The organism is Ruegeria sp. AD11(2025), from assembly GCF_056542405.1.
This window is the reverse complement of sequence record NZ_JBQFZU010000029.1, coordinates 42,644-53,680: the sequence shown is the minus strand read 5'-3', so window position 1 is coordinate 53,680 and position 11,037 is coordinate 42,644. Positions and strand designations below refer to the sequence as shown.

11 protein-coding genes are annotated in these 11,037 nt (G+C 57.6%); 1 reads left to right on the top strand and 10 read right to left on the bottom strand.

Annotation, left to right across the window (positions count from 1 at the left end):
- Positions 1-381: 381 nt before the first annotated feature.
- Genes ACR1XY_RS20290 through ACR1XY_RS20250 form a run of 9 tightly spaced genes read right to left on the bottom strand, consistent with a single transcriptional unit; the run spans position 382 to position 9,062 of the window.
- Positions 382-1,119 carry a metallophosphoesterase family protein gene (locus ACR1XY_RS20290; RefSeq protein WP_480595905.1) on the bottom strand — a complete coding sequence of 246 codons (738 nt, stop codon included), beginning with the start codon at positions 1,117-1,119 and terminating at the stop codon, positions 382-384.
- 12 nt (positions 1,120-1,131) lie between these two features.
- Entirely contained in the window at positions 1,132-2,187 is a 1,056-nt protein-coding gene (locus ACR1XY_RS20285) for an aldolase/citrate lyase family protein (RefSeq protein WP_480595903.1), read from the bottom strand.
- Between the two features lie 14 nt (positions 2,188-2,201).
- On the bottom strand, positions 2,202-3,002 hold the full coding sequence (gene hpaH, locus ACR1XY_RS20280) for a 2-oxo-hept-4-ene-1,7-dioate hydratase (protein WP_480595901.1): 801 nt from the start codon (positions 3,000-3,002) through the stop codon (positions 2,202-2,204).
- On the bottom strand, positions 2,999-3,853 hold the full coding sequence (locus ACR1XY_RS20275; RefSeq protein WP_480595899.1) for a fumarylacetoacetate hydrolase family protein: 855 nt from the start codon (positions 3,851-3,853) through the stop codon (positions 2,999-3,001). Before ACR1XY_RS20275 ends, hpaH begins: the two co-directional genes overlap by 4 nt.
- Complete coding sequence (locus tag ACR1XY_RS20270) at positions 3,853-5,334, bottom strand: NAD-dependent succinate-semialdehyde dehydrogenase (RefSeq protein ID WP_480595896.1); 1,482 nt, start codon at positions 5,332-5,334, stop codon at positions 3,853-3,855. The genes ACR1XY_RS20275 and ACR1XY_RS20270 overlap by 1 nt, the downstream gene beginning before the upstream one ends.
- A gap of 24 nt (positions 5,335-5,358) precedes the next feature.
- On the bottom strand, positions 5,359-6,201 hold the full coding sequence (gene hpaD, locus ACR1XY_RS20265) for a 3,4-dihydroxyphenylacetate 2,3-dioxygenase (protein WP_480595894.1): 843 nt from the start codon (positions 6,199-6,201) through the stop codon (positions 5,359-5,361).
- A gap of 43 nt (positions 6,202-6,244) precedes the next feature.
- Positions 6,245-7,099, bottom strand: coding sequence for a 3,4-dihydroxyphenylacetate 2,3-dioxygenase (hpaD, locus tag ACR1XY_RS20260; RefSeq protein WP_480595892.1), 855 nt, complete (start codon positions 7,097-7,099; stop codon positions 6,245-6,247).
- Positions 7,100-7,151: 52 nt separating this feature from the next.
- Positions 7,152-8,660 (bottom strand): 5-carboxymethyl-2-hydroxymuconate semialdehyde dehydrogenase, encoded by a 1,509-nt coding sequence (gene hpaE, locus ACR1XY_RS20255; protein ID WP_480595890.1) that lies wholly within the window; start codon positions 8,658-8,660, stop codon positions 7,152-7,154.
- Between the two features lie 3 nt (positions 8,661-8,663).
- Complete coding sequence (locus tag ACR1XY_RS20250; protein WP_480595888.1) at positions 8,664-9,062, bottom strand: 5-carboxymethyl-2-hydroxymuconate Delta-isomerase; 399 nt, start codon at positions 9,060-9,062, stop codon at positions 8,664-8,666.
- Positions 9,063-9,167: 105 nt separating this feature from the next.
- Here ACR1XY_RS20250 and hpaR point away from each other — a divergent pair, with 105 nt between their 5' ends.
- Complete coding sequence (hpaR, locus tag ACR1XY_RS20245) at positions 9,168-9,608, top strand: homoprotocatechuate degradation operon regulator HpaR (protein WP_480595886.1); 441 nt, start codon at positions 9,168-9,170, stop codon at positions 9,606-9,608.
- A 67-nt stretch (positions 9,609-9,675) separates the two neighbouring features.
- Here the strand turns inward: hpaR and ACR1XY_RS20240 are convergent, their stop codons facing one another.
- Positions 9,676-11,028: an aminotransferase class III-fold pyridoxal phosphate-dependent enzyme gene (locus ACR1XY_RS20240; RefSeq protein ID WP_480595884.1), complete on the bottom strand. Its 1,353-nt coding sequence runs from the start codon at positions 11,026-11,028 to the stop codon at positions 9,676-9,678.
- Positions 11,029-11,037: the final 9 nt, after the last annotated feature.

Sequence of the window (11,037 nt, the reverse complement as noted above, 5' to 3'; positions counted from 1 at the left end):
CATAGGGCGTATCTCCAATCTTGTCGCCAAACTGAAGGATTCGCCAAACTCAAACCTCACTGATTGCGATATCTGATTGCAGGAAACGACATAATCCAGCGGAAACCGGCTGCTGGTTTTCGCCACAAAGAAGATAGGTTGGGCCTATCGCACCCCTATGTCCGGATTGTTTGACGAGAAATCAGGATGTTTGTTGCTCACGAAACTCGAGAGGGATTGTACGGGGAAACGTTGCCGATCATGAGATTTTGATCCGGTGAAGCATCATATTCTCCTCTGTTTGCCGAAAGCATAGCTGTGATCGCCACTGGCGCATGAGCGAGTGTTTCAACGGCGCCAGGACTTTTTTGTAACGCGCTGTCAACAATTACCGAAAGATCTTCAAAAAGCTCGAGGCGTCAGGGAAGTTCGGCCCTTGTCCTGCAACATCCAACACTCTGATCCTTCAAAAACCACGGCGGCCAATGATCGGCCATATCCTGCTCCGGTGTCGATGTTCACACGGTTTCCGTGGTGTTCCGGTTTAGCGACGTGGGTATGGCCATGAACGACCAGCCACGGGTAGGGGTCCGGGCAGTTTAGAAATTCTTCTCGAATCCAGATCAGGTCATCGTGATCCTGTCGATCTAAAGGAATGCCGGGTCGTATTCCTGCATGAACAAACAACAGGTTATCGTGCAGATAGTAGGGGACCAGCCCTGCCAGAAAACCGATATGTGCCTGCGGAACGGCAGCCTTGGCCTTGGCGTGGATCTGATAGGTTCGATCCCCGTCTTTCACCTGAACGCCATAAGATCTCAGCGTCTCAACCCCGCCGATCCGGGGATGCAGCCAATGATAGCCGACCAACAGGCGCGCATCGTTTCTTGGGTAATCCTCAAGAAACATAGCGCACATCTGGTCGTGGTTGCCGCGCAGGAATGTCCAGTTTCTACCTTCGGATCGCCCATTTATCAGAAGGTCCAGAACCTCGCGACTGTGGGCGCCGCGATCCGTGTAGTCACCGATAAAGACGATTTGGGCATCAGGCCCGCCGTCTTTTTCTATGCGCGCCAACGCGTCCTCCAACATGATCAACTGACCGTGGATGTCGCCTATGGCGTAGATGGGATCAGACATTTTTTGGTGCTTTTATTCAGACCAATTGATGCGGATCTCTTCGCGAAAGGCGAAACGCACCAGATGAGCTTCGATTACATCTTTCCAACGCGCCAAATCGCCTCGAGGACCGGTCACTGCGGTGAGAGTCAGGGTGGTATCGTCCGCTTCGAGGGTCACACTGTTTCCATCTGCAAAGATCACGCTACCCTTCTTCTCATCAAAACTGGCCTCGGCCTTGTGCGACCAATGCTTACAGAGTTGCTGCAGGTATTTGCCGGCTGCAGCGGTTTGGGCCGAGCCCGAGGCGATCTGGTCCGGCAACAGGCCCAGCCCTGCTTTTGCAGCGTTGCGCATTGCTGTTGCAAATAATGTAACGTCAATATTAGTGGCCACAAAGCTGGCCCCCAAGTCCAGACATTTGCGCTGCATCACCGGATCAAGGGTTAGGATACCCGCCGCCTTGCCCGCAGCCACGATGCGGGTCAGCGCGTCCAACACGGCCTCAACTACATCTGAGTGACCAGCATTGCCGATATGGCCCATGTCGGCGGCCAGATCGGAGGGGCCGATGAACACCCCATCCACATCGGTCGCCAGAATATCGTCCAGCGCCGCCAGGCCAACTTGGTTTTCCACCTGTACCAGTAGGCAAATCTGTTCGTCCGCCGTTTTTAGATAGTCCGGGATTGCGGCAAACCGCGAGGCCCGCGCCAGCGCCGAACCCACGCCCCGCATGCCGCGCGGCGGGTATTGCACCGCTCGCACCAGTTCACACGCCTGATCGCCACTTTCGACCATGGGCACCAGAAGGTTCTGCACTCCGGCGTCCAGATATTGCTTGATCATCCATGTCTCGCCAATCGGAAGGCGCGCAACCGGGGTGCTGCCCGATCCTTCGATCACCCGCACCTGTTCAAGGATCGAGCGCAAATCGTTCGGCGCGTGTTCACCGTCGACCAGCAGCCAGTCGAATTGCGCGGTTGCTGCGATCTCGGCCGTATAGGCATTGGCCAACCCAACCCAACAACCGATCTGGGGTCGCCCGACCTTGAGAGCGGCTTTGAACGTGTTCTTCGGCACAGGCATGTGCAGTGTTCCTTTCAGGCGAATATGACATCGACAGAGCCAAACGGTCCGAAATCGGCATGTATTTCAGTGCCGGGTGGGCATTCGACCGGGCGGATAAAGCTGCCGGACAGGATGACCTGACCGGGATCGATGCTTTGGCCGTATTGCGCCATACGGCGGGCCAGCCAGACTACGCTTTCGACCGGGTCGTTCAGCACGCCTGCACCCAGGCCGGTTTCCTCGATCTCGCCATTGCGGAAGGCCAAGGCACCGACCCAGCGCAGGTCAAAGGCATCGACGGCGTGCCGTTCTGCACCCAGTAAAACGCCCGCATTGGCCGCATTGTCGCTGATCGTGTCGAACACGGTGCGGGCTTTGCCCGTCTCGGGATCGATCCGCTGAATACGGGTGTCGAGGATTTCGATCGAGGGCGCGACGTAATCCGTTGCGGCGATGATCTCGTCGCGGGTGACGTTTTCGCCGCCAACTGCGGATTTCATCACAAAGGCAATCTCAGCCTCAATCCGCGGCTGGATGAAACGGCCCGCCGGGACAGTTCCACCGTTATCAAAAACCATGTCATCAAACAGGATGCCACTGTCGGGAATGTCGATGTTCAGCGCATATTGCATGGCCTTCGAGGTCAGGCCGATCTTCCAGCCGATCACCTTACGCCCTTCGGCCAATTTCTGGCGATAGATGGCGTTTTGCACCTCATAGGCGTCGTCTATCCCCATCTCGGGGTAGCGCAGGCTCAACAGGCCGATCTGCTCACGCGTACGCTCAGCCTGCAGCAGATCAGCGGCGGCGCTTGCATGATCCTCGGGGGTCATACCTGTTCGTCCTCGACAGTATTGCGCAGCGTGCCTATGCCTTCGACCGAAACCTCGACCACGTCGCCTGGAGCAAGGTACTTCGGGGGATCAAATCGCGCCCCTGCCCCGGTGGGCGTTCCGGTGACGATGATATCGCCCGGCTGCAGGGTCATGAAGGTCGAGATGTATTCGATTTCACGCCGGATCGGGAACATCATGCGGTTCAGGGTATCGTCCTGGCGCAGCTCGCCATTCACATGGGTCTGGATGCGGGCGTCATCCAGTTGCGCCGCATCGGTGAACGGCACCAGCCATGGGCCGATTGCGCCGGAGTTATCCCAGTTCTTGCCTTGGGTGACGTTGAACTTGGCGTGCCGCACCCAGTCGCGGATCGTGCCTTCGTTACACAGGGTCAGGGCCGCGATGTGGTCATAGGCGTCTTCCTCTGAAATCCGTCGGCCCGGCTTGCCGATTACGATGGCCACTTCGCCCTCGTAATCCAGCGAATGGTTTTCCGGCGGACGGATCAGCGGGCGGTCATGGCCTGTAAATCCGCTGGCAAAGCGCGGGAACAGCGACATGTATTTCGGCTGCGCGCTGCCATCCTTGTATTCCGCATTGCGATCAGGAAAGTTCACCCCAACGCAAAGGATGCGGCGGGCATCGGGCATGACCATCTCATAGGTGAGGTCTTTGTGCGTCACCTCCCGGCCCTCGGCAGCCGCGGCCAATTGATCGAACATTCCGGCGGTGATCACCTGGTACAGGCTGCCGTGATCGGGAAAGGCGTCATTCAGCGCGATCGCGCCGTCATCGGTGATTGCGCCAAAGTAGGTTGCGCCATCGGCGGTGTAGGTTGCAAAGCGCATCAGGCCTCCTCGGTGGCATCGATACCACCCATGCAGATGTATTTGAGTTCCATGAAGTCATCGAGCCCATAGCGGGACCCTTCGCGCCCCAGACCCGACATCTTGACGCCACCAAACGGGGCTTCGGCAGTCGAAATCAGGCCAGTGTTGACGCCCACCATTCCGTATTCCAGACCCTCGGACACACGCCAAACACGGGCCAGATCCCGGGAATAAAAATACGAGGCAAGCCCAAACTCGGTGTCATTGGCGGCAGCTACGACCTCGTTTTCGCTGTCGAACCTGAACAAGGGCGCGACAGGGCCAAAGGTTTCCTCGGTCGCCACTGCCATGTCCGAGGTCACACCGGTCAGGATGGTGGGCTCAAAGAAGGTGCCGCCAAGCGCGTGGGGCTTGCCCCCAAGCGCAATCCTGGCACCTTTGGAAGTTGCGTCTCCGACATGTTCGGCCACCTTGTCCACGGCGGCCTGATCGATCAGCGGGCCAAAAATGACGCCCTCGTCAAACCCGTTGCCGGTCGGCAGGGTCGCTACCCTGGCAGCCAGTTTTTCGGCAAAGGCATCATAAACACCGGCCTGCACGTAGATGCGGTTGGCACAAACACAGGTCTGCCCATTGTTGCGGAACTTGGCGATCACGGCCCCTTCGACGGCGGCATCCAGATCGGCATCGTTGAACACGATGAACGGCGCGTTGCCGCCCAGTTCCAACCCCAGTTTCTTGATGGTCGGCGCGCATTGGGCATAAAGCATCGCGCCAATCTCGGTCGACCCTGTGAAGGTCAACTTTTGAACGATCGGGCTTGAGGTCATTTCACTCCCAATCGCACGCGCCGATCCGGTGATTACCGAGAACAGACCAGCAGGCAGCCCCGCACGTTCGGCCAGAACGGCCAGCGCGATTGCCGAAAATGGCGTCTGGCTGGCGGGCTTCAGCACCATGGAACAGCCAGCAGCAAAGGCCGGTCCGGCCTTGCGGGTGATCATGGCGTTGGGAAAGTTCCAGGGCGTGATAGCGGCCACGACACCAATGGGCTGTTTGACAGTGATGATCCGCTTGTCCGGCGCATGACCGGGGGTGACATCACCGTAAGCACGACGCGCCTCTTCGGCGAACCACTCAATAAAACTGGCACCATAGGCGATCTCACCCTTCGCTTCGGCCAGCGGCTTGCCTTGTTCGGCGGTCAGGATGGTACCCAGATCATCCTGATTTTCCATCATCAGATCGTACCAGCGACGCAAGACTTGGCTGCGCTCTTTCGCGGTGCGTTTGGCCCAGTCTTTCTGGGCGCGCTGCGCATCGGCAATCGCCTCGGCCGTTTCTGCAGCACCTAGATTGGGCACCCGGCCAATCACCTCACCCGTTGCCGGGTTGGTTACGTCAATCGCGCTTTCAGCCTCGGTGGCATCCACCCATCTGGACCCGACCCGCGCCATTTCGGCAAGCAGGCTAGAATCGTTGAGACGCAGTTCAGTCATTCGAATTTTCCTGTCACCCCGGCCTTACACCGAGAAGCTGATATTGGTCTGACCCGTTCCGGAACTTCCGAAATACGGGGTGTAGATGTCGATCTTGCCCTTGTAACTGCCCCATCCAAGGGCGCCGAACAGCAAGGCAGTATCGTTCATGGCACATTCGCCGACGCATTTCTTGGCGTAGTCGGGCAGGAGTTCCAGGAACTCTTCAAAACGGCCCTGTTCCCACAGGTCCAACACCCGCATGTCCATCTGTCGGTTGAACTCTCCATTCACCGAATTCAGACCATCGACCGAGCGTTCGTTGGGCGTGAAATCATGGCTCAGCGACCCCGAGGCCAGGATCGAGACGTTCCGGTCAGACCGTCGGATGCCTTCGGCAATTGCCTCACCCCAAACCCGGTTTTCGGCAATCGACGAAAACTGGTTGACTGCCACAGGCAGAACCCGCGCGTTCACGCCATCGTTGATAAAGTGCATCGGCAGCAAGGTACCGTATTCCATGCCCATATCGGGGTGCGAATGGCCCAAGGCCCGTTCGCCACGCTCGCGCAGAACATCAAGGATGGTTTCCCCCAGCTCATGATCACCGCGATAGTCGAACTCCATATCCGCCAGCATGTGCGGCAGTTCGTGGCTGATGAAACGGCCCTTGTGGTGCTCTTTCGTGTTCAGGTGGAAACCCTGATTGGTGATCCAATGGGTGTCGAAGATGACGAAGGTATCGACCTTGCGATCGATCGCATCCTGACGCAGACGCGCATAGCCATCAATGGCAGGTTGGCGGATGCCTTTGTATTTCGGCATCGTGTGGGACATCCAGATACTTGGCACATGCGTAATCTTCGCGGCCTGTACAATCTTTCCCATGATCGTCTCCTTTCCAAAATGCGTTGCGCGCCTGTCAGCCCGTTCAGGTCACCGGGAAGATCACGTTTGTCTGCCCGGTGCCGGAGGATGGGAAATACTCGGTCACAACCTCGCATTTCTTGTCGTACGCATCCCACCCCAATGCACCATACAGCATTGATGTGTCGTGCATCGAACCTTCGCCGCAGCAAAAGTTAGCGTAATCACCCAGCATCTTGAGGAAGGTAGCGTGGTCGCCGCTCTTCCACATATCCAGAACGTGCAGATCCACTTGGCGGTTGAACTCCGAACTGATGGTGAATGTACCATTGTTTGCGGCGTAGTCCTTGTTCGCCCAAATCTTGTGCGACAGCGAACCCGACGCAACCAGCAGGACCTTTTCATCGCTGGCCTCGACCGCTTCGCGGATCGCCTCGCCCACAATGCGGCTTTCGTCGTGGCTGTGCACCGTGGCCCATGCCGCGACCGATACGACTTTCATATCATGCTCACGGCTCATGAATCGCATTGGAACCAGCGTGCCGTATTCCAGCTCGAGGCTGTCGAGGTGATGCGCCAGCGTATGGGCGCCCTTGTCCGACGCGATTTTGGCAATCGCATCGCCAATCTCGGGGTTGCCTTTGTAGGAATAAGGCAGGTCCTGAATGAACTGCGGGAATTCGTTCGAGGTGAACAAACCCTCGAACTTGTCATTGGCGTTGATGTGAAAGCCCGCGTTGATCACCCAGTGGGTATCGCAAATGATCGCCGTTGTAGCGCCGAGTTTTTTGGCGCGACGGGCGATTTCCCGGTGACCATCTATTGCTGCCTGGCGCTTTCCTTTGATCGGCCCCTCCTGTTCAGACATGAGCAACGTGGGCACGTGGGTCATTTTGGCGGCGAGTACTATTTCTCCCATAGTCTCCTCCTGGAGTTAGAGTTTTTCGCGCGTTTTTTTGAGCCCGTCGGGATTATTTGCCCAACTGCATGATCTTGTGCTGACCGGTGGCAAAGCCGATGTGTTTTTGTTCCATATAGAACTCGAACGACCAGTCGCCGCCATCCCGACCGATGCCCGAGGCCTTGACCCCACCAAACGGCGTGGGCAGGTGACGTACATTCTCTGAGTTCACCCAGATCATTCCGGCTTCAAGCTTGTCGGTAAAGCGAAGTGCCCGTGTCAGATCGTTGGTCCACACATAACCGGTCAGACCATACGGCGTGTCATTGGCGATCTGCAGCGCTTCTTCCTCGGTCGAGAACAGGATCGAGGTCAGGACAGGGCCAAAGATTTCTTCGCGCGCGATGCGCATCTGGTTGGTGGCGTTGGTGAACAGGGTTGGGCGGATGAAGTATCCCTCATCACCCAGTTTTACACCACCCGCCGCGATGGTCGCGCCGTCCTCTCTGGCGATGTCGAAATAGCTGGTGACCTTGTTGTAATGCTCTTCGGTCACCAGCGGGCCGATTTCGGTCGCCGGGTCCAGCGGGTGGCCAACTTTGATGTTGTTGACGCGCTCGATCAGCTTGGCTTCGAATTCATCCTTGATGCTGTCCTGCACCAGTAGGCGCGAGGACGAGGTGCAACGCTCGCCGTTGATCGAGTAGATCATGAAGATCACTGCATCCAGCGCCCGATCCAGATCGGCGTCATCGAACACGATGACCGGGTTTTTGCCGCCCAGTTCCAAGTGCATCCGCTTCAAGGTGTCTGCGCCCTGCTTGGTGATTATGCTACCGGTGCGGCTTTCGCCGACAAACGCGATGGCCTTGATCAGCGGATGTTCGGTCAGCGCCTTGCCCGCATCCGGGCCAAAGCCGTTCACGGTGTTCAGCACACCTTTGGGCAGACCGGCTTCTTCGGCGATTTCGACCAGAAGGCGGGCTGACAGCGGCGAATCCTCGGCGGGTTTGTGAACCACCGTGCAACCAGCGGCCAGAGCGGGCGCAATTTTCCAGGTCGACAGCATGAACGGCGTGTTCCACGGGGTGATCACGCCAACCGGGCCAATCGGCACCCGGGTTGTGACATTCATCAGAGTCGGCGATTTCAGATGCTGCCCGTCCCGCGCCTGCACCACCTGATCCGCAAAAAAGCGGAAGTTCTCGGCCCCACGCAGGGCCGCCTTGGACATGAAACGCAGGGTCTGGCCTGTGTCCCAGCATTCGCACAGCGCAATTTCCTCGGCGCGCGCCTCAATCGCATCGGCCACGTTCAACAAAATGCGGCGGCGTTCGGTGGCGGGCATGTCGCGCCATTCGGTAAAGGCCGAATTGGCCGCTTTAGCTGCGGTGTCGATGTCATCCGCCGTGCCGTGGGCGACGTCGCAGATCACCGACTTGTCGACCGGCGATGTGGATTGAAACACACCGGCAGACCCGGCAACGTCTCTACCCGCGATGCGGTTTTTGATGCCCGTCTTTTTGAACCGCGCCAGAAATCCAGCCAGTTTTTCGATGTTTATGTTCAGTGCGCTCATGCGTCAGGTCTCCTGCGTGGACGCGCCAAGGTGATTGCGGATTGTACCGGTCTTGGGCGAAAGCTTCGGGTCGATGTCACGCATCTCAAGCGAGAGCGCGATGGAATATTGCGAGAAGGCGAGGGCAAGATATGCTCTGACCGCCTCAAATATGCGCTGTGTGGCATCCTGCTTGACGTCGTCTGGCCGACCTGCGCGCAGGCGGATCGAGATGTCGATAAAGCCATGCGCCGGATTGCCGTCAGCAATGGCATAATGATCAACCCGAACGGCTCGGACGCGAATACCCGGCATCGGAAAGGTATCAATCTCGGCAGCCTTGGCCCGGATGCACTCGCACAGGCCACCCATGTCGACCTTGTCCTCCAGGTTCCCGGAATATTCGACGTGAAAATGTGGCATGCGCCCTCCCCTATTGCTTAACATGTTTACTATTTTGTAATCACGCTGTCAAGAACTTGCCTTGTTAATCTTTGCAATTTCAAAACTGGCGCTTTAGAAGGCGGCATGAGCACGCAAAGCCACACAAAAAGTACGTCCCGTTCCCTTCCGATTGCGCTATTGCGCGCACGGGAAACCGTCATGGCACCGATCCGGGATATGCTTCACGACATTCAGCTGACCGAACAAAAGTGGCGCATCCTGAGGGTTCTGGACGAGCTGGGCGAGATTGAACAAAGCGCTATCGCCCACGAGGCCTGCCTGCTGCTGCCCAGCCTCACCCGCATTCTGCGCACGATGGAAGCTGAGGGCCAGATCACCCGCCGCCAGGACAACGAAGACAAGCGCCGTACAATGGTTCGCATCACCGATGCGGGGCGCGCGGTACTGGAAGACAACCTTGCCACGTCGCTGGCGATTTCAAACAATATTGAGTCACAGATGGGCCGCGAGAAACTGGATCAATTGCTGGACCTGCTCGAAGAGTTGCAGGCGGTCAAAGTTTGACTTGGCTTCAGGCTCACTGAAGGATCGGATGCAGCCCTGCCCGTTGCGGTCAGGGCCATTTGCGTGCTCACAGAGTTGCTAGACCAGTATCCAGTGACGACACAATCTTGGCTACATTTTCGGACGAGATGATAAGGGGCGGTGACAGGATGATGTTGTTCCCGGACACGCGCACCATCACACCGTCTTCGTAAGCCGCTTTCTGAACCTGCAGCGGCAGGTGCTTGGCTATAGGTGCCTTGGTCGCACGGTCTGAGACCAGCTCCAGCGCACACATCAACCCCTCGCCACCGCGCACATCTCCGATTACATCGTATTTCTCAGCCAGCTTTCGCAGCCCGGCAAACAACTCATCCCCACGCGCGGCAGCATTTTCCCAAACGCGCAGGCGCTTGATCTCGGACAGCGCAGCCAGAGCCGCCGCTGCACCAACCGGGTGGCCGGAATAGGTATAGCCTTGATCCACCGACGCCTTGCCGGTTTGGTCGTTTTCGAATACCTCGGCGACCGCACCCGAGATCATCACCGCTCCAAAGGGGAAATAGCCATTGGTGATCGCCTTGGCCGTGGTCATGATATCGGGCTGCACACCCCAATGCCGCGCACCGCTTTCGCTGCCTGTGCGACCAAAGGCTGTGATGATCTCGTCCGAGATCAGCAGAATACCGTGTTTCGAGCAAACCTCTCGTACCATGGGCATGAAGCTCTTGTGCGGTGGGATAACCCCCCCTGCCCCCAGAACCGGCTCCATGATAAAGGCGGCAACGGTATTTGCCCCCTGAAATGCGATCTCGGCCTCAAGCGCTTTGACGCAGAGCCGCGCCAGACGTTCAGGGTCAGTCTCATCAAACGGGTTGCGATAGGTCCAGGGGGCGGGCACATGAAAGCAACCTGGCATCATCGGCTCATAGATTGCGCGGAACTTTTGATTTCCGTTGACCGAGGCCGCGGCGAAATGGGTGCCATGATAACCCTGCTTCAAGCTGATGAACTTGGTTCGCCCGGCCTCGCCGCGCACCTTGTGGTACTGCCGCGCCAGTTTCAGAGCTATTTCAACCGAATCCGAGCCACCCGAGGTAAAGAATGCACGAGTCAGGCCGTCGGGTTCGAAGAACTGTGCCAGTTCATAAGATAGCTCAATCGCCTTGTCATTGCTGGTACCGCGAAAGGTCGAATAGTAGGGCAGTGCATTCAGCTGATCGGCGATGGCCTGTTTCACCGGTTCGCAGGAATAGCCCAGATTGACGTTCCAAAGCCCCCCGACCGCGTCCAGCGCCTTGTGACCATCGACATCGATAATGCTTACACTTTCACCACCGTTCAGAATGATCGGCGGGTTCTTCTGACTGTCAGCGGGGTGCGCCATTGGGTGCCAGAAGTAACGCGCGTTGTTTTCTTTCAGAAAGTTCGAGTCTTTCATGTCTCGGGT

Bases quoted from the DNA above. Each gene is read 5' to 3' on its own strand.
- ACR1XY_RS20290 (WP_480595905.1), bottom strand. From the start codon at position 1,119: ATGTCTGATCCCATCTACGCCATAGGCGACATCCACGGTCAGTTGATC.
- ACR1XY_RS20250 (WP_480595888.1), bottom strand. From the start codon at position 9,062: ATGCCACATTTTCACGTCGAATATTCCGGGAACCTGGAGGACAAGGTC.
- hpaD (WP_480595892.1), bottom strand. From the start codon at position 7,099: ATGGGAGAAATAGTACTCGCCGCCAAAATGACCCACGTGCCCACGTTG.
- ACR1XY_RS20275 (WP_480595899.1), bottom strand. From the start codon at position 3,853: ATGCGCTTTGCAACCTACACCGCCGATGGCGCAACCTACTTTGGCGCA.
- ACR1XY_RS20270 (WP_480595896.1), bottom strand. From the start codon at position 5,334: ATGACTGAACTGCGTCTCAACGATTCTAGCCTGCTTGCCGAAATGGCG.
- hpaH (WP_480595901.1), bottom strand. From the start codon at position 3,002: ATGACCCCCGAGGATCATGCAAGCGCCGCCGCTGATCTGCTGCAGGCT.
- hpaD (WP_480595894.1), bottom strand. From the start codon at position 6,201: ATGGGAAAGATTGTACAGGCCGCGAAGATTACGCATGTGCCAAGTATC.
- hpaE (WP_480595890.1), bottom strand. From the start codon at position 8,660: ATGAGCGCACTGAACATAAACATCGAAAAACTGGCTGGATTTCTGGCG.
- ACR1XY_RS20285 (WP_480595903.1), bottom strand. From the start codon at position 2,187: ATGCCTGTGCCGAAGAACACGTTCAAAGCCGCTCTCAAGGTCGGGCGA.
- hpaR (WP_480595886.1), top strand. From the start codon at position 9,168: ATGAGCACGCAAAGCCACACAAAAAGTACGTCCCGTTCCCTTCCGATT.
- ACR1XY_RS20240 (WP_480595884.1), bottom strand. From the start codon at position 11,028: ATGAAAGACTCGAACTTTCTGAAAGAAAACAACGCGCGTTACTTCTGG.